The 16,067-nt window shown below is 60.4% G+C and carries 20 protein-coding genes; 9 read left to right on the top strand and 11 right to left on the bottom strand.

The window, feature by feature from the left end:
- The first annotated feature begins 173 nt into the window (after nt 1-173).
- From ftsY to rpoH, 4 genes are all read left to right on the top strand, one after another.
- Entirely contained in the window at nt 174-1,574 is a 1,401-nt protein-coding gene (gene ftsY / locus PSH76_RS28600) for a signal recognition particle-docking protein FtsY (protein WP_138762063.1), read from the top strand.
- On the top strand, nt 1,571-2,242 hold the full coding sequence (gene ftsE / locus PSH76_RS28595; RefSeq protein WP_003195112.1) for a cell division ATP-binding protein FtsE: 672 nt from the start codon (nt 1,571-1,573) through the stop codon (nt 2,240-2,242). The genes ftsY and ftsE overlap by 4 nt, the downstream gene beginning before the upstream one ends.
- A complete protein-coding gene (gene ftsX / locus PSH76_RS28590) occupies nt 2,239-3,261 on the top strand; it encodes a permease-like cell division protein FtsX (RefSeq protein ID WP_305493302.1) in 1,023 nt (340 codons plus the stop codon). The genes ftsE and ftsX overlap by 4 nt, the downstream gene beginning before the upstream one ends.
- A 130-nt stretch (nt 3,262-3,391) precedes the next feature.
- Complete coding sequence (rpoH, locus tag PSH76_RS28585; protein WP_003176698.1) at nt 3,392-4,246, top strand: RNA polymerase sigma factor RpoH; 855 nt, start codon at nt 3,392-3,394, stop codon at nt 4,244-4,246.
- Nucleotides 4,247-4,820: 574 nt separating this feature from the next.
- Here the strand turns inward: rpoH and mtgA are convergent.
- Complete coding sequence (mtgA, locus tag PSH76_RS28580) at nt 4,821-5,543, bottom strand: monofunctional biosynthetic peptidoglycan transglycosylase (RefSeq protein ID WP_032894701.1); 723 nt, start codon at nt 5,541-5,543, stop codon at nt 4,821-4,823.
- Between the two features lie 74 nt (nt 5,544-5,617).
- Between mtgA and PSH76_RS28575 the strand changes: the two genes are divergently transcribed.
- The 5 genes from PSH76_RS28575 to PSH76_RS28555 all read left to right on the top strand — a co-directional run bounded on the left by PSH76_RS28575 (nt 5,618) and on the right by PSH76_RS28555 (nt 8,748).
- A complete protein-coding gene (locus PSH76_RS28575) occupies nt 5,618-5,992 on the top strand; it encodes a DUF423 domain-containing protein (RefSeq protein ID WP_032894704.1) in 375 nt (124 codons plus the stop codon).
- 79 nt (nt 5,993-6,071) lie between these two features.
- Entirely contained in the window at nt 6,072-6,272 is a 201-nt protein-coding gene (gene thiS / locus PSH76_RS28570; protein ID WP_032894705.1) for a sulfur carrier protein ThiS, read from the top strand.
- Nucleotides 6,273-6,326: 54 nt separating this feature from the next.
- Nucleotides 6,327-7,121, top strand: a complete 795-nt coding sequence (locus tag PSH76_RS28565; protein WP_305493301.1) for a thiazole synthase — start codon at nt 6,327-6,329, stop codon at nt 7,119-7,121.
- A 9-nt stretch (nt 7,122-7,130) separates the two neighbouring features.
- Nucleotides 7,131-7,856 (top strand): tRNA (guanosine(46)-N7)-methyltransferase TrmB, encoded by a 726-nt coding sequence (gene trmB, locus PSH76_RS28560; protein ID WP_003195101.1) that lies wholly within the window; start codon nt 7,131-7,133, stop codon nt 7,854-7,856.
- A gap of 79 nt (nt 7,857-7,935) precedes the next feature.
- Nucleotides 7,936-8,748: a hypothetical protein gene (locus PSH76_RS28555; protein WP_056783054.1), complete on the top strand. Its 813-nt coding sequence runs from the start codon at nt 7,936-7,938 to the stop codon at nt 8,746-8,748.
- Here the strand turns inward: PSH76_RS28555 and PSH76_RS28550 are convergent.
- The 10 genes from PSH76_RS28550 to PSH76_RS28505 form a co-directional block, all read right to left on the bottom strand.
- Nucleotides 8,741-9,289 carry an RNA 2'-phosphotransferase gene (locus tag PSH76_RS28550; RefSeq protein ID WP_305493300.1) on the bottom strand — a complete coding sequence of 183 codons (549 nt, stop codon included), beginning with the start codon at nt 9,287-9,289 and terminating at the stop codon, nt 8,741-8,743. The two genes, PSH76_RS28555 and PSH76_RS28550, sit on opposite strands and share 8 nt — an antisense overlap.
- A gap of 29 nt (nt 9,290-9,318) precedes the next feature.
- A complete protein-coding gene (locus PSH76_RS28545; RefSeq protein ID WP_003195099.1) occupies nt 9,319-9,642 on the bottom strand; it encodes a DUF3392 domain-containing protein in 324 nt (107 codons plus the stop codon).
- Between the two features lie 19 nt (nt 9,643-9,661).
- Complete coding sequence (gene hemW / locus PSH76_RS28540) at nt 9,662-10,864, bottom strand: radical SAM family heme chaperone HemW (protein ID WP_138762065.1); 1,203 nt, start codon at nt 10,862-10,864, stop codon at nt 9,662-9,664.
- Nucleotides 10,861-11,457: an RdgB/HAM1 family non-canonical purine NTP pyrophosphatase gene (rdgB, locus tag PSH76_RS28535; RefSeq protein ID WP_032894708.1), complete on the bottom strand. Its 597-nt coding sequence runs from the start codon at nt 11,455-11,457 to the stop codon at nt 10,861-10,863. Before rdgB ends, hemW begins: the two co-directional genes overlap by 4 nt.
- Nucleotides 11,454-11,888 carry a DUF4426 domain-containing protein gene (locus tag PSH76_RS28530; protein WP_032894709.1) on the bottom strand — a complete coding sequence of 145 codons (435 nt, stop codon included), beginning with the start codon at nt 11,886-11,888 and terminating at the stop codon, nt 11,454-11,456. The genes rdgB and PSH76_RS28530 overlap by 4 nt, the downstream gene beginning before the upstream one ends.
- A gap of 21 nt (nt 11,889-11,909) precedes the next feature.
- Nucleotides 11,910-12,530 (bottom strand): methionine biosynthesis protein MetW, encoded by a 621-nt coding sequence (gene metW / locus PSH76_RS28525; RefSeq protein ID WP_003195091.1) that lies wholly within the window; start codon nt 12,528-12,530, stop codon nt 11,910-11,912.
- Nucleotides 12,531-12,537: 7 nt separating this feature from the next.
- Entirely contained in the window at nt 12,538-13,677 is a 1,140-nt protein-coding gene (locus PSH76_RS28520; RefSeq protein ID WP_032894712.1) for a homoserine O-acetyltransferase, read from the bottom strand.
- A gap of 220 nt (nt 13,678-13,897) precedes the next feature.
- Complete coding sequence (locus PSH76_RS28515; RefSeq protein WP_003195087.1) at nt 13,898-14,485, bottom strand: YggT family protein; 588 nt, start codon at nt 14,483-14,485, stop codon at nt 13,898-13,900.
- A gap of 25 nt (nt 14,486-14,510) precedes the next feature.
- Nucleotides 14,511-15,329, bottom strand: a complete 819-nt coding sequence (gene proC, locus PSH76_RS28510) for a pyrroline-5-carboxylate reductase (RefSeq protein ID WP_056783041.1) — start codon at nt 15,327-15,329, stop codon at nt 14,511-14,513.
- 33 nt (nt 15,330-15,362) lie between these two features.
- Nucleotides 15,363-16,049 carry a YggS family pyridoxal phosphate-dependent enzyme gene (locus PSH76_RS28505; RefSeq protein ID WP_032894716.1) on the bottom strand — a complete coding sequence of 229 codons (687 nt, stop codon included), beginning with the start codon at nt 16,047-16,049 and terminating at the stop codon, nt 15,363-15,365.
- Nucleotides 16,050-16,067 lie beyond the last annotated feature (18 nt).

The raw sequence follows: 16,067 nt of genomic DNA, 5'->3' as shown, positions 1-16,067 counted from the left end.
TAGGATACTGATCCGACCTAGGGACGGCCACTGTGGCTGTCTTGTTAAGGCCCGATTTAGGCCTTACAAAATGTTGCGCATGAACGAGCTGGCTAAAAAACAGTCTGTTACGCATCGAATTTTATTTACCGACGCGCCCTGTGGCGCGTCGCTACCTTGAGATAGCCGTCTCCATGTTTGGTTCCAACGACGACAAGAAGACCCCAGCTGCGGCTGGCGAGAAGAAAGGCCTGTTCGGATGGCTGCGCAAAAAGCCGCAGGAAACCGTCGTCGAACAGCCACAGGTTCACGCTGAACCGACCCCTGAACCCGTAATAGAAGCCGAACCGGTTGCCGAGACGCCCGTTCCGGTGGTGTTGCCGATGGCTGAGCCGGTGTTGCAGCCGGTCGTCGAGGCCGAGCCGGAACCTGCGCCTGAGCCTGAGCACAAGCCCTGGCTGGAGCTGCCCGTGGCCGAAGAGCCCGTGGCATTGGTGGAGGATGTTCAGGCCGAGCACGTCGTGCCGCCGATTCCTGCAGTGGTCGAGCCGGTGCCGGTAGAGGTTGTGGCTGAAGTACCGCCCGTCGTTGAAGTGCCTGCACCGGTTGTCGCTGCACCTGCCGTTATCGAGCCAGAACCCGCCGTTGCCGCAACCGAAACCAGCAAAACCGGATTCTTTGCCCGCCTCAAGCAGGGCCTGAGCAAGACCAGCGCCAGTATTGGCGAAGGCATGGCCAGCCTGTTCCTGGGCAAGAAAGTCATTGATGACGAACTGCTGGAAGACATCGAGACCCGCCTGCTCACCGCCGACGTGGGCGTCGAAGCCACTGCCGTGATTATCCAGAGCCTGACGCAGAAGGTCGCGCGCAAGCAGTTGACCGACGCCGATGCGCTGTACAAATCCCTGCAGGCTGAGCTGGCCGCCATGCTCAAACCGGTTGAAGCGCCGCTGGTGATCACGCCGAAAAAGCCGTTCGTCATCCTCGTGGTAGGCGTAAACGGCGCTGGCAAGACCACCACCATCGGCAAACTGGCCAAGAAGCTGCAGGGTGAGGGCAAGAAAGTCATGCTCGCCGCCGGCGACACCTTCCGTGCCGCGGCCGTCGAGCAGTTGCAGGTGTGGGGTGAGCGCAACAAGATCCCGGTGATCGCCCAGCACACCGGTGCCGACTCTGCGTCGGTGATCTTCGATGCCGTGCAAGCCGCCAAGGCGCGCAACATTGATGTGCTGATCGCCGATACAGCCGGCCGCCTGCATACCAAAGACAACTTGATGGAAGAGCTGAAGAAGGTGCGCCGCGTGATCGGCAAGCTCGACGCCGATGCACCCCATGAAGTCTTGCTGGTGCTCGACGCCGGTACCGGCCAGAACGCCATCAGCCAGGCCAAGCAATTCAACCAGACGGTGCAGCTGACCGGCCTGGCATTGACTAAGCTCGACGGCACGGCCAAGGGCGGTGTGATTTTCGCCCTGGCCAAACAGTTCGGGTTGCCGATTCGTTATATCGGCGTCGGTGAAGGCATCGACGACCTGCGCACCTTTGAAGCCGAACCCTTTGTACAGGCACTGTTTGCCGAGCGGGAGCGTTCATGATTCGATTCGAACAGGTCGGTAAACGCTATGCCAACGGGCATGTGGGCTTGCATGAGCTGAGCTTTCGAGTGCGTCGCGGCGAATTCTTGTTTGTCACCGGCCATTCGGGCGCGGGCAAAAGTACGCTGTTGCGCCTGCTGCTGGCCATGGAGCGCCCGACCACCGGCAAGTTGCTGCTGGCGGGCCAGGACCTGGCCACTATCAGCAATGCGCAAATTCCATTCCTGCGCCGCCAGATCGGCGTGGTGTTCCAGAACCACCAATTGCTGTTCGACCGCACGGTGTTCAACAACGTGGCCCTGCCGTTGCAGATCCTCGGGCTGTCCAAGGCCGAGATCGTCAAACGCGTGGATTCGGCACTGGAACGCGTGGCCTTGTCGGACAAGACCGACCTCTTCCCCGGCGACCTGTCCACCGGCCAGCAACAGCGTGTCGGTATCGCCCGCGCCATCGTCCATCGCCCGGCTTTGCTGCTGGCCGACGAACCCACCGGTAACCTCGACCCGCGCCTGGCGGCCGAGATCATGGGGGTATTCGAAGACATCAACCGCCTGGGCACCAGCGTATTGATCGCCAGCCACGACCTGGCCCTGATTGCCCGTATGCGCCATCGCATGCTGACCCTGCAACGCGGTCGCCTGATCGGCGATGGGGAGGCTGGCGTATGAGTGCTACACGAAGCCATAAAGTATCCGAACGGGTGGCTCCGAAACCGGCCGACCCGCAACCGAAAAAGAAAAAACACGACGAAGACGAGGGCCCGGACTTCGGCACCCTGGTGCACGCCTGGATCGAAAGCCACCGCGCCAGCCTTCTGGACAGCCTGCGTCGCCTGGGCAAGCAACCGATCGGCAGCTTTTTCACCTGCCTGGTCATGGCGGTGGCCTTGAGCCTGCCGATGGGCTTGTCGCTGTTGCTTAACAATGTGGAGCGCCTGGGCGGTTCCTGGCAGCGGGCGGCGCAGATTTCGCTGTACCTGAACCTGGACACCAGCAGCAAGGAAGGCGAAGCGCTGCGCGATGACATCAAGAACATCCCAGGGGTGGCCGAGGCCGAGTACATTAGCCGCGACCAGGCCCTTGAGGAGTTCCAGCAGCAATCCGGCCTGGGCGAGGCGCTCAAGGAGCTGCCGCAGAACCCGCTGCCGGGCGTGGTGCTGGTAACGCCGAACGAGGTCGACAAGCCGGCGCTGGAAGCCCTGCGACAAAAACTCGCAGAGATGCCGAAGGTGCAACAGGCGCAACTTGATCTAGTCTGGGTAGAGCGCCTGGCCGCGATCCTCAAGCTGGGTGACCGCTTTGTGTTCGGCCTGACGGTGTTATTAGTGTCTGCATTACTTTTGGTGATAGGTAATACCATTCGTCTTCATATTGAAAACCGTCGCACCGAGATAGAAGTGATTAAACTGGTGGGCGGCACAGACAGCTATGTGCGTCGGCCTTTCCTGTACATGGGCGCGCTGTATGGCCTGGGTGCGGGGATCTTGTCCTGGGGCGTACTGGCGTTTGGCCTGGATTGGTTGAACGACGCGGTGGTCGGCTTGGCCGGGCTTTACGGCAGTGATTTCGCGCTGGCCGGTGTGCCGGTAGCCGATGGTCTGAGTCTCTTGCTTGGCGCGGTGTTGTTGGGGTATATCGGTGCGTGGATTGCGGTGGCACGGCATTTACGTGAGCTGGCGCCGAAGTAGTTAATGTCAGATTAATCTGGTTTCGTTTGTATTGACCGTATCAGCGGTTTAGGGAACTTGTCCTACGGTTCCCAGGTCAATTTTCGCAGTGCTGAACTGCACGAGTTATGTGAGTCGGAGGTTTTTTCGTATGACCACTTCTTTGCAACCTGCTTATGCCTTGGTCCCGGGTGCGAACCTGGAAGCCTATGTGCACACGGTCAACAGCATTCCATTGCTGACGCCCGAGCAGGAGCGTGAACTGGCCGAGAGTCTCTACTATGAGCAGGATTTGGGGGCGGCTCGGCAGATGGTGCTCGCCCACCTGCGTTTTGTCGTACATATCGCCCGTAGCTATAGCGGCTACGGTTTGGCCCAGGCCGACCTGATTCAGGAAGGCAACGTAGGCCTGATGAAGGCTGTGAAGCGTTTCAACCCTGAAATGGGCGTGCGCCTGGTGTCGTTTGCCGTGCACTGGATCAAGGCGGAAATCCACGAGTTCATCCTGCGCAACTGGCGCATCGTGAAAGTGGCCACCACCAAGGCCCAGCGTAAGCTGTTCTTCAACCTGCGCAGCCAGAAAAAACGCCTGGCGTGGCTGAACAACGAAGAAGTCCACCGCGTGGCCGAAAGCCTCGGCGTGGAGCCGCGTGAAGTGCGCGAGATGGAAAGCCGCCTGACCGGCCATGACATGGCCTTCGACCCAGCCGCCGAAGCGGATGACGACAGCGCCTTCCAATCGCCGGCCAACTACCTGGAAGACCACCGGTACGACCCGGCGCGTCAACTGGAAGACGCCGACTGGAGCGACAACTCCAACCACAACCTGCACGAAGCGCTGGAAGTGCTGGACGACCGCAGCCGTGACATCCTCTACCAGCGCTGGCTGGCAGAAGAAAAAGCCACGCTGCACGACCTGGCGCAGAAGTACAACGTGTCGGCCGAGCGGATTCGTCAGCTTGAGAAAAGCGCGATGAACAAGCTGAAGTTGTCGATCGCTGCGTAAAGCGCTGTGAACAAAAAATGCCCTGGTCGAAAGATCGGGGCATTTTTGTATGTGCTCGTAAATTTCAAATCCACCACAGTCCACTGTGGGAGCTGGCTTGCCTGCGATAGCGGTGTGTCAGTTTGCAGATAAGTTGGCTGACCTGCCCTCATCGCAGCATAGGTATCAACACAACTCTGTAGCGCTCAACGCTAACCACGATGCGAAGCGAGCCGCTCTTGATCTTGATCTGCTTTTGATCTTAGCCGCCCCGCGCCATGGATGGCGCGGGGCGGCGGCCCCCCAAATCACTGGCGGATTACGGGTACACCGAGCCCAAGCGAGGTGCCGAGTGGTGGGGCAAGAGCGTTTTGCTTACTTTTGCGCTTTCAAAAGTGAGCCGCCGTCAGGGCGGAACCCTAAGTAGCCGTTACCGCAGCAATGGATATGTACACAATCCAGCTGTGTTGACTGTTAGGCCGTCTTCGCAGGCAAGCCAGCTCCCACATTTGGACTGTGGCGCGTCAGGTAGATATGCGCTGGCCGCCGGGGCCGTCACGGGAGCAAGCTCCCTCGCCACAGGTCCCGTATTGTGTCATTCGGACCAGGGGGCCTTTCGAGAGTTGTTCAGCTCAACCAGATAACCATCCCCACCCAACTGGCTCATCTGCTGACGAATCCATGCCGCTCTACGTGCCACATAGGCCGTCGGATGGCTGGCACTCCACACCCGTGGATTGGGCAACACCGCCGCCAGGTAACTGGCCTGCTGCCGCGAAAGTCCCTTGGCACTCACGCCAAAATGGTGCCGCGCCGCCGCCTCTGCGCCAAACACACCTTCATCCCATTCCACGCTGTTGAGGTACACCTCAAGAATCCGCTGCTTGGGCCACAACACTTCGATCAAGCCGGTAAACCAAGCCTCCAGGCCTTTACGCAAATAGCTGCGCCCGGCCCACAGAAACAGGTTTTTCGACACCTGCTGGCTCAAGGTGCTGGCACCGCGAATCGAACCGCCGCGTTCGTTGTGCAGAATCGCCGCCTGGATCGCGCCGAAATCAAAACCCCAATGTTGCGGGAAGCGCTGATCTTCACCGGCCATCACCGCGACTTTGAGATCATCGCAGATTTCGTCCCACGGTACCCAGCTGCGTTGCAGGTCAATGGGTTCGCCATCTATCCAGGACTCAACCTTGCGCTCCACCATCAGCGCAGTGAACGGCGGCGGCACCACACGAAACAGCAGCACCAGCAACACACTGCCGATGGCAAACCATTTCACGACGTTGAGAAAGCGTTTGAAGAGGACACGCAGCATAGAGATGGCTTGGCCGAACCCGTTGAGCGGGCCATTATACAGACCCTGCCCGATGAGTCTGACTGGAGTTCCCCATGCTGCGTAGCTTTCTGATGCTGGCTGCCTTTTTCGGCTTTACCGGCGTTGCGCTGGGCGCGTTCGCCGCCCACGGCCTGAAAAACCGCCTGAGCGCCGACTACCTGGCGATCTTCCATACCGGCGTGACCTACCAGTTGGTGCATGCCCTGGCACTGTTCGGCGTGGCCTTGCTGGCGGCGCATATTCCGGGCCGGCTGGTGACCTGGGCGGGTGTTTCGTTCACCGTCGGCATCCTGCTGTTCTCGGGCAGCCTGTATGTGCTGACGATGACCGGCATCAGTAAACTGGGGATCATCACGCCGTTTGGCGGGCTGGCGTTCCTGCTCGGCTGGTTCTTTCTGGGCCTGGCGGCGTGGCGCTTGCAGCTTTGACCGCTTGACGCTTGGAGCTGACCTTCAGGTTCCAATCGCGCTAGAATGCGGGCCCCTAAAAACGATGGCGGCCCGTGGCATGCGCATTCAGTTGAACGGCGAACCCTATGAACTGCCCGACGGCGAAACCGTTGCGGCCCTGCTGACCCGTCTGGACCTGACCGGGCGTCGCGTCGCAGTGGAGCTCAACCTGGATATCGTCCCGCGTAGCCAGCACGCCGAGACCTCGCTGAAAGAAAACGACCAGGTCGAAGTGGTCCACGCCATCGGCGGCGGCTAGCCCGCCACGGCCGTAACGCATTCTGCAGAACCTCATCCAACCAGAGGATTTCCCATGAGCATCGTTCGTAGCGACAAGCCTTTCGTCCTGGCCGGTCGTACCTACCAGTCCCGTCTGCTGGTCGGCACCGGCAAGTACCGCGACATGGAAGAAACCCGCCTGGCCATCGAAGCCTCGGGTGCCGAGATCGTCACCTTCGCCGTGCGCCGCACCAACCTCGGCCAGATCAAGGGCGAGCCGAACCTGCTCGAAGTGCTGTCGCCGCAGCGTTACACATTTTTGCCAAACACCGCTGGTTGCTACGACGCCATCGAAGCCGTGCGCACCTGCCGCCTGGCCCGTGAGCTGCTCGACGGCCACAATCTGGTGAAGCTGGAAGTGCTGGCCGACCAGAAAACCCTGTTTCCCAACGTGATCGAAACCCTCAAGGCCGCCGAGACCCTGGTCAAGGAAGGCTTCGATGTGATGGTCTACACCAGTGATGACCCGATCATCGCGCGCCAACTGGCAGAAATCGGCTGCATCGCGGTGATGCCGCTGGCCGGTCTGATCGGTTCAGGCCTGGGTATCTGCAATCCGTACAACCTGCAGATTATCCTCGAAGAAGCCAAGATTCCGGTACTGGTGGATGCAGGCGTAGGCACAGCCTCCGACGCGACCATCGCCATGGAGCTGGGCTGCGACGCCGTACTGATGAACTCGGCCATTGCCCATGCCCAGCAACCAATCATGATGGCCCAAGCCATGAACCACGCCATCGTCGCGGGCCGCCTGGCCTACCTCGCCGGGCGCATGCCGAAAAAACTCTATGCCAGCGCCTCTTCGCCGCTGGATGGTCTGATCAAGTAAGAGCTATTGATGACTGAATCAAACGAAACGCCGAACACCGTGGAAGAGGGCGACGAGTCCAAGCACCGCCGCATCAAGAGTTTTGTGATGCGCGCCGGTCGCATGACCGAAGGCCAGCAAAAGGGCCTGGAGCAGGGCACGCCGCTGTTCGTGTTGCCCCTGGCCGATGCGCCGGTGGATTACGACCAAGTGTTTGGCCGTTCGGCCCCGCGCTCCCTGGAAATCGGTTTCGGCATGGGCCATTCCCTGCTGGAAATGGCTGCGGCCGCCCCGGAGCAGGATTTCATCGGTGTGGAAGTCCACCGCCCAGGCGTCGGCGCACTGCTCAACGGCGTACTGACCCAGGGCCTGAAAAACCTGCGGGTCTACGACTGCGACGCGATTGAAGTGCTCAACCGCTGCATCGCTGACAACAGCCTCGACCGCCTGATGCTGTTCTTCCCCGACCCATGGCACAAGGCCCGTCACCACAAGCGCCGCATCGTCCAGGCCTCCTTCGCGGAGCTGGTGCGCAGCAAGCTGAAAGTGGGCGGCATCCTGCACATGGCCACCGACTGGGAACCGTATGCGGAATACATGCTGGAAGTGATGAACGTTGCCCCTGGCTACCGCAACCTGGCCGAAGACGGCAAATGCGTGCCACGCCCGGCCGAGCGGCCGATCACCAAGTTCGAACGCCGTGGCGAGCGATTGGGGCATGGGGTGTGGGATTTGAAGTTTGAGAAGCTGGCTTAACTCGCGTTGCTAATCACGGCGGTGGAATCGCTGCGTTCCACTGCCGCTTCGCTTTTTACTTGTAAAGGAATACAAGCGCTTGAAAACCCTCCTTTCCAGTCTACTGTTGCTCAGCCTGCTGTCTGCGACAGCCTTCGCGGCCAGCACATCCTCTTTGCCAGTGACTTCCAGTGACGACTACTTTGAGCGTGCTCAGAAGAAGGCGGAACAACTCAAGCTGATGTTCGATGAGAGCGTCAAGCTGGAAACCAGTGGCAAGCTGGATAAAGCCACGTTGCCCGAAGAACTCAAAGAGGTTCAGGGTGTCATGACTGCGTTCCAAGATGATCTGAAAATGGCCTCGGAGGGCGGGCATGTTGTTGCGACCTATATGCTGGCCAATATCCAAAGCCGGTTCGGCATGTCCGAGGAAGAACGCAAACAGGTGTGTGAGCCGATGCACAAGGCAATGGATCAAGGTTTATTAGCCGCCGGCGTGGGGTATTACTATCAATGTGATATGGCGTACATGCGTCTAAATCTGCTTGATCCTGGGCACGTAAAGTACCTGGAAGCGCTCAAGCAGATGCTTCTGAACGTTGATCCCAACCATGACTATTATCCGCTGTACACCAATCGTTCGCTTTGTTTCGAAGGTGATCGGCTAGCTGAGATCAAGGAAGAAAGAACCTTGGGCAACATGCAAGCACGCGCCAGCGCGCGGATGCTGACCTATGATCAGTACCGGGCGGATGCCTACTACATCTTGGCGGCGACTCGTATGAACGACAAAGGTGAGCCCGACAGCGTGAATTTGACCTACCTGAATCAGGCGCTCGCGCTGGGTTGCAAAGACCCGATGACACTTAAAGAGTATTACGAAAAAGCATTTGGCAGTCAGGCCTCTAAATAGCTTCGAGGAACTGGGCAGGAACCTGCTCCGTCAGCCAAACCCCATTCTGCGCCTGATAAAACTTGAAACCCTGGGCCAGCATCTTCGAAGTGTTGATCTTCAGAATAACCACTTTCCCATAGCGCTGCCCAACTTCCCTGGCCGTCTCAAGCTGTTCACTGAGATGCACATGATGTCGTGACCCGGGAATCAGGCCCTTTTGGTTGATTGACTCGATGAAGCGCGTTGCGGTGCCGTGGTACAGGACGGCTGGTGGTTGTCTTTCATCGAGTTGCAGCTGGACGCCTTGGTTGGAGTGACCCTGCACGGCGCGGATGTGTTGACCGTCCTCGGAGAACGAAAAGCGCTTCTTCTCGTTTGTGCGTACCACCTGCTCCAGCAGCTCTCGGCTAAGGCTGCGCCCGTCGCGGGTGGCCGCCTCAATCAGCTCTGCAATGCCTGCCCAGCCTTCTGAATCCAATGAAAGGCCAATTGCCTGAGGCTCATGGCGCAGTACATAGCTGAGAAATTTGCTAGTGTCGTCCAGAAGCTTTTTGCTCATGAGATGTCCTTGCCTTCATCTGGATGAAATCAGCGGCGGTCTGCAACAACGCCAATCAACACCAGCACCACGATCAACACCGGCGCCAGGCTGTAGTTATTGAACTGGCTCAATCCCCGCACAATCCACGGAGTGGCGTAGATCAACGCCGCGCCGCTGCCGATCAGGCACAGCAGGGCCATCAAGGGTACGCGCAAGGCGCCGGCGATGCTGCCCAGGCGCGCTTCGACCCAGCCCTTGATGTCGGCGCCGAACAGCACCAGCAAACAGCCCACAAGGGCCAACGAGATTTCCGACAGGTTGCTACGGCTCCAGCGGGATACGGTGGCGAGCAGGTCGAGTACCAGATCCATTCGATTTCCTTAAGAGCTATCAGCTCAAAAACTTCTGCAACAGGTCATTGAGAAAGAGTTGCCCACGGTCGGTGGCCGCCAGGCGTGACGGTTCGACCTGCATTAATCCACTTTGTTCTGCCTCGCGGCGGCCTTCGTCGAGGCTGGCCAGATCAAGGCCGGTGCGCTCGGCGTAGAGCTTGGCATCAACCCCTTCGGTGAGGCGCAGCGCGTTCATCAGGAACTCGAACGGCAGTTCATCGTTGGTCAGTTCTTTCGCGCCGGCCTGGAAGCTTTTGGCCGGGTTGAGGTAGTCCTTCGGTGCACGGGTTTTCCAGGTGCGCACGATGCGCCCGTCCGGGTGGCTGAGCTTGCCGTGGGCGCCGGCGCCGATGCCGATAAAGTCGCCAAAGCTCCAGTAATTGAGGTTATGCCGCGCCGGCCGCCCCGGTTGGGCGTAGGCCGAGACTTCATATTGTGCGTAACCGTGTTCGGCGAGCAGTGCCTGGCCGGCTTCCTGGATATCCCACAGCGTGTCGTCTTCCGGCAGCGCGGGTGGCTGGTTCCAGAACACGGTGTTGGGTTCCAGGGTCAGTTGGTACCAGGACAGGTGCGTGGGCTTGAGTGCAATGGCCTGGCGCAGGTCACCTAGGGCGTCGTCCAGGGACTGGTTGGGCAAGCCGTGCATCAAGTCCAGGTTGAAGTTGTCGAACCCGGCCTGGCGCGCCATGCCGGCGGCGCGCACGGCTTCATCGCCATTGTGGATGCGGCCCAGGGCTTCAAGCTTCTCTTGCTGGAAGCTCTGGATGCCGATGGACAGGCGATTGATCCCCAGCTTGCGGTACGCCACGAACTTTTCTTGTTCGAACGTCCCTGGGTTGGCTTCCAGGGTGATCTCGATATCGTCGGCAAACGGGATACGCGCTTCAACGCCCTTGAGCAGGCGGCCCAGTGCAGCAGCGCTGAACAGGCTGGGCGTGCCGCCGCCAAAGAAGATCGAGCTCAGCTCCCTGCCATACACGGCGTGCAGGTCTTGGTCGAGGTCGGCCAGCAAGGCGTCCACATACTCTTGTTCCGGCAGCACTTTACTGGCGGTGTGGGAGTTGAAGTCGCAATACGGGCATTTGCGCACGCACCACGGAATGTGGATGTACAGCGCCAGGGGCGGCAGATGGGGCAGGGCCGCCCGGGGTGTTTGCGCGCCACCGTGAATCAGCGGCTGCGCAGAGGTGTTCTGGGTCATTTCAAACCCAGGCGCTGGCGCAGTAATGCCATGGCGCGGGCGCGGTGGCTGATCTGGTTCTTGTCGGCCGGGCTCAGTTCGGCGCTGGAGACATTGCGCTCCGGCACCCAGAACAGCGGGTCATAGCCAAACCCATGCTCACCGCTGGCGGCTTGCAGGATGCGCCCGTGCCACAGACCTTCACACAGGATCGGCAATGGGTCATCGGCATGTCGCACCAGGGCCAGCACGCAGACGAACTGCGCACCACGCTCGGCCTCCGGTACGTCCTTGAGCGCGTCGAGCAGCTTGGCGTTGTTGGCTGCGTCGCCCTTGCCGTCGGCGTAACGGGCGGAGTAGATGCCAGGGGCGCCGCCGAGAAAGTCCACGGCCAGGCCCGAATCATCCGCCAGGGCTGGCAGGCCAGAGATACGTGCGGCATTGCGGGCCTTGAGGATGGCATTCTCGACGAACGACAGGCCGGTCTCTTCCGGTTCGACCTGGCTGAACTCACCGATCGAACGCAGTTGCACTGACTCACCGAGCATGGCCTGCAGTTCTTTGAGTTTGCCGGCGTTGTGGCTGGCGAGTACGAGTTGGGTAAGGTTCATCATTGGGCCGGGAACAGTTCTTGGTTGAATTGGAAGCCGTGGGCCTTGCCGCCGGTTTCAACATTGATGGTGAAGGTCTTGTATTCCCGTTGCGTCACGGTGTAAGGCGCGAGGTAGCTGATGCCGCCTTTCTCTTCGATCTGCTTGAACGTCAGGATCTCGCTCTTGCCACCCAGGTCCTTGATGGTACCGGTGACTTGCGCGGCCACTGGGCTTACGCCCTTGATCACGGTCACGTTGATCAACCCCTTCTCCTTGCTGCGCACCACGCCGACTTTCTGGGCGGTCTCGGGTGGCAGGAAGCTTGAGGTGAAGGTGTTGTAATGAACGGTGATATCGCCGAAGTCTTTTTTGCGATTAGCGTCGATAGTGTCGGCGGCCATGGCGCTGGCGCCCAGGCATGCGGTCAATAGAAAAATAGCCAAACGACTCATGAACGTCCCTCTTGAAGATGATTAGACGGCAACTTTGTGGTCGGTCAGGCCAGGACTGCTGACCCGGTAAATACCAATTTCGCCCAACAGGTTGGGCCATAGCTTACTCGCCCAGCCGTGGCGGTGCTGTTGATCGACGGCAAGGCGGTTGATCACCTTGGCTTCACGCTCGCCACACAGGGCTTCGAAGTCTTCGAAGGTGCAAAAGTGGATGTTCGGCGTGTTGTACCAGGTGTACGGCAGGAAGTCGGAGACCGGCATGCGCCCCTTGGTGGCCAGGTACCAGCGGCAGCGCCAGTGGCCAAAGTTGGGGAAGGTGATGATGCATTGGCGGCCTACGCGCAGCATTTCGTCGAGGATGCGGTCCGGGTAGTGCACCGCTTGCAGGGCTTGGGTCATCACCACGATATCGAAGCTGTTGCTGGCAAAGTTGCCCAGGCCCTTGTCCAGGTCCTGCTCGATCACGTTGATGCCCTTAGCCACGCACTGGGCGATGTTGTCCGGGTCGTTCTCCAGGCCGTAGCCGGTGACTTGCTTGTGGTCGCGCAGCCAGCTCAGCAGTTCGCCGTCGCCACAGCCCAGGTCGAGCACGCGGCTGCCGGCGGGGATCCAGTCTTGGATGATTTCCAGGTCGGCTCTCATGGCGTTCTCACAAAGTAATGCGGTTCATGTAGTTACTGAACGCCTGCAGGTAGCGTGGGATCGGAATCAGGAAGGCGTCGTGGCCTTGCGGTGCATCGATCTCCAGGTAGCAGACGTCTTTCTTGGCGGCCATCAGGGCATCCACCAGCTCACGGGAGCGTGCCGGCGAAAAGCGCCAGTCGGTGGTGAATGACATCACGCAGAACTTGGCCGTGGCGTGCTCGAAGGTTTTTGCCAGGTCGTCATCGTGATTGGCGGCCGGGTCGAAGTAGTCCAGGGCCTTGGTCATCAGCAGGTAGGTGTTGGCGTCAAAGCGCCCCGAGAATTCCTCGCCCTGATAACGCAGGTAGCTTTCCACCTGGAACTCGACGCTGTGGAAGTCGTAGTTGAGCTTCTCGCTCTTGAGGCCGCGGCCGAATTTCTCGCCCATGGAATCGTCGGACAGGTAGGTAATGTGGCCGACCATCCGCGCCAGCATCAAGCCACGCTTGGGGATCACGCCCGCTTCCTGGAACGAACCGCCGTGGAACTCGGGGTCGGTGAGGATCGCCTGGCGCGCCACTTCGTTGAAGGCGATGTTCTGCGCCGACAACTTGGGCGCCGAGGCGATAGCCAGGCAATGACGCACGCGGTCCGGGTAAGTGATGGTCCATTGCAGGGCCTGCATGCCGCCCAGGCTGCCGCCAATCACGGCGGCCCACTGGCTTATGCCCAGCAGGTCGGCCAGGCGTGCCTGGCTGTGCACCCAGTCCTCTACCGTCAGCACCGGGAAGTCGGCGCCGAATGGTTTGCCGGTTTCCGGGTTGAGGCTGCTGGGGCCGGTGGAGCCGTTGCAGCCACCGAGGTTGTTCAGGCTGACCACAAAGAACTTGTTGGTGTCGATGGGCTTGCCGGGGCCGATGCAACTGTCCCACCAGCCGGGCTTGCGGTCGTCAACGCTATGGAAACCGGCGGCGTGATGATGGCCGGACAAGGCATGGCAGATCAGCACGGCGTTGCTCGCCGTGGCGTTCAGTTGGCCATAGGTTTCGTAGATCAGGTCGTAGGCTGGCAACGAACGGCCGCAGGCCAGGGCCAGGGGTTCGCTGAAATGCGCCACTTGTGGCACGACCAGTCCAACAGAATCGGGGGGGAAGGCAGCTGGCATCGACCCTGCTCTCGTTTAAATGAGGCGTAAGTCTAAAGAGCGGGGACCCTAGCGGCAAGCAAAGGTCGGGGGTAAGCGTGATCGTTCCCACGCTCCGCGTGGGAATGCCTCTTGGGACGCTCTGCGTCCTGCCCTGGTGACGCGGAGCGTCACGGGCTGCATTCCCACGCAGAGCGTGGGAACGATCAGCACAAGCCAGCCCGCCATAAGGGTATGGCGGTCAGATCAGGCCAAACAACTCTTTTGGCATGTAGGCAAAGTAGGCCAGGCGTGGAATCACCCAGCTTTGCAGCAGCTGAATCACGATAAACGCGAAGATCGGCGAGATATCCAGGCCACCCAGGTTCGGGATCAGGCGACGGAAGGGTGCCAGCACGGGTTCGGTGATTTGAGCCACCAACTCGGCACCCGGGCTACGGCTGCCGGGTGCGACCCAGGAGAGAATCACGCTGATGATCATCGACCAGAAAATGATCTTCAGGAACAGCGAGAAAATCCCGATCAGGCCCCATGGCAACAGCAGCACGGTGAAGGCCTGGTAGCCATTGAGCATCAGGATCACCACGAACAGCAAAATCTGCAGCAACAGCGCCAGCACCAGCGACGACATGTCCAGGCCGAACAGGCTCGGGATCACCCGGCGCAGCGGCTTGAGCAGCGGTTGGGTGGCCTTCACCACGAACTGGCACAGCGGGTTGTAGAAGTTTGCACGCACCAGTTGCAGGATAAAGCGCATCAGCACGATCAGCAGGTACAGGCTGCCCAGGGTCTGGATGATGAAAATGGCAGCGTCATTGATTCCGAGCATGTTTGATTACCTTGGTAAGAGACGACTATTTGCCCAGTTGCTCAGCCATCTCGGCTGAACGATGTGCGGCGGCACCCAGTGCTGTTTCCACCAGGGCTTCAAAGCCCCCGGCCTGGAACGACTCGATAGCCGCTTGTGTGGTACCGCCCGGCGAGGTGACGCGACGGCGCAGTTCGGCGGCATCCACCTCGCTGCCGACTGCCATCTTGGCGGCGCCCAGGGCGGTTTGTTCCGCCAGTTGCTCGGCCACGTCGTGGGGCAGGCCCAGCTTGACGCCGGCGGCCGTCATGGCCTCGATCAACAGGAAGAAGTAGGCCGGGCCGCTGCCGGAGACGGCGGTGACCGCATCCAGTTGCTGTTCCTGCTCCAGCCACACGGCGATGCCCACCGCAGACAGCAGTTCCTGGGCCTGGTCACGTTGCTGTGCGGTCACTTCGCCAGTGGCATACAAACCGCTGACGCCCTGGCGCAGCAGCGCCGGGGTGTTGGGCATGCAGCGCACAATGGGCTGGGCGCCGAGCCAGTTGGTCATGCTGGCGCAGGTGATGCCAGCGGCAATCGACACCACCAGTTGATGGGGTTGCAGGCTCGGGCGTAGGCTCTCGCACACGGCCTTCATGGCCTGGGGCTTGACCGCCAGCACGATTACATCGACGCCGTGGATGGCCTCGGCGTTATCGGCGAAGGTTTTTATGCCGTGTTCGGCGCTGACGCGCTCGCGGGTCTCGGCGCCCGGGTCGCTGGCGCGGATCTGCTCGGCGTCCAGGCCCTTGGCCCGCAGGCCACCGATCAGGCTGGCCGCCATGTTACCGGCGCCGATAAAGGCAATACGCGTGTTGCTCATGACAGGTCCTTATTTCGAGGGATGTCAGCCATTTCACGGCTGGCCGTAGTCGCGGGCGCCAAACAGGGCGGTACCGATCCGCACCCAGGTGGCGCCTTGGGCAATGGCCGACTCAAGGTCGTGGCTCATGCCCATGGAAAGTGTGTCCAGCGCCAGGTTCAAGCTGGCTTGCAAGTCGCGCACCGTGGCGAACGCCGCATCCTGTTCGGCCCGATCTTCAGTCGGCTCGGGAATCGCCATCAAGCCCCGCAGCTTCAAGCGCGGCAGGGCGCTGATCGCAGTGGCCAGGGCCGGCAGGTCGGCGGGTGTGCAGCCGGACTTGCTGGCTTCGCCACTGACATTGACCTGGATGCAGATATTGAGCGGCGGCAGGTCGGCCGGGCGTTGTTCGGACAGGCGTTGTGCGATTTTCAGGCGGTCCACGGAATGCACCCAAGCGAAGTGCTCGGCGATGGCGCGAGTCTTGTTCGATTGAATGGGGCCGATGAAGTGCCAACTCAAGGGCAGGTCGGTTAATTCCGCCTGTTTGCCCAGGGCTTCCTGCAGGTAGTTTTCACCAAAGTCGCGCAGCCCGGCGGCGTAGGCTTCACGCACTGCCTGCGCGGGTTTGGTCTTGCTCACGGCCAGCAGGTGGATGCTGCTTGCGTCACGTTGCACGGCGTCGGCTGCGGCGCGGATGCGCTGGCTAACCAGGCCGATGTTGTCTGCTATCGTCGACATTCAAGATGCGCCCGTGGA

The sequence above is a fragment of the Pseudomonas sp. FP215 genome, assembly GCF_030687795.1.
GTDB classification, from domain to species: Bacteria; Pseudomonadota; Gammaproteobacteria; order Pseudomonadales; family Pseudomonadaceae; genus Aquipseudomonas; species Aquipseudomonas salmasensis.
Note: the sequence above shows the minus strand (reverse complement) of the source record. Positions and strands in the feature narration are given on the sequence as shown.

Coding starts and splice junctions, on each gene's coding strand:
- ftsY (WP_138762063.1), top strand. CDS start 174: ATGTTTGGTTCCAACGACGACAAGAAGACCCCAGCTGCGGCTGGCGAG.
- mtgA (WP_032894701.1), bottom strand. CDS start 5,543: ATGCTGCGTGTCCTCTTCAAACGCTTTCTCAACGTCGTGAAATGGTTT.
- PSH76_RS28520 (WP_032894712.1), bottom strand. CDS start 13,677: ATGCCAGCTGCCTTCCCCCCCGATTCTGTTGGACTGGTCGTGCCACAA.
- PSH76_RS28505 (WP_032894716.1), bottom strand. CDS start 16,049: ATGTCGACGATAGCAGACAACATCGGCCTGGTTAGCCAGCGCATCCGC.
- trmB (WP_003195101.1), top strand. CDS start 7,131: ATGACTGAATCAAACGAAACGCCGAACACCGTGGAAGAGGGCGACGAG.
- PSH76_RS28575 (WP_032894704.1), top strand. CDS start 5,618: ATGCTGCGTAGCTTTCTGATGCTGGCTGCCTTTTTCGGCTTTACCGGC.
- PSH76_RS28565 (WP_305493301.1), top strand. CDS start 6,327: ATGAGCATCGTTCGTAGCGACAAGCCTTTCGTCCTGGCCGGTCGTACC.
- ftsX (WP_305493302.1), top strand. CDS start 2,239: ATGAGTGCTACACGAAGCCATAAAGTATCCGAACGGGTGGCTCCGAAA.
- thiS (WP_032894705.1), top strand. CDS start 6,072: ATGCGCATTCAGTTGAACGGCGAACCCTATGAACTGCCCGACGGCGAA.
- PSH76_RS28530 (WP_032894709.1), bottom strand. CDS start 11,888: ATGAGTCGTTTGGCTATTTTTCTATTGACCGCATGCCTGGGCGCCAGC.
- metW (WP_003195091.1), bottom strand. CDS start 12,530: ATGAGAGCCGACCTGGAAATCATCCAAGACTGGATCCCCGCCGGCAGC.
- rdgB (WP_032894708.1), bottom strand. CDS start 11,457: ATGATGAACCTTACCCAACTCGTACTCGCCAGCCACAACGCCGGCAAA.
- PSH76_RS28550 (WP_305493300.1), bottom strand. CDS start 9,289: ATGAGCAAAAAGCTTCTGGACGACACTAGCAAATTTCTCAGCTATGTA.
- hemW (WP_138762065.1), bottom strand. CDS start 10,864: ATGACCCAGAACACCTCTGCGCAGCCGCTGATTCACGGTGGCGCGCAA.
- rpoH (WP_003176698.1), top strand. CDS start 3,392: ATGACCACTTCTTTGCAACCTGCTTATGCCTTGGTCCCGGGTGCGAAC.
- PSH76_RS28545 (WP_003195099.1), bottom strand. CDS start 9,642: ATGGATCTGGTACTCGACCTGCTCGCCACCGTATCCCGCTGGAGCCGT.
- proC (WP_056783041.1), bottom strand. CDS start 15,329: ATGAGCAACACGCGTATTGCCTTTATCGGCGCCGGTAACATGGCGGCC.
- PSH76_RS28515 (WP_003195087.1), bottom strand. CDS start 14,485: ATGCTCGGAATCAATGACGCTGCCATTTTCATCATCCAGACCCTGGGC.
- ftsE (WP_003195112.1), top strand. CDS start 1,571: ATGATTCGATTCGAACAGGTCGGTAAACGCTATGCCAACGGGCATGTG.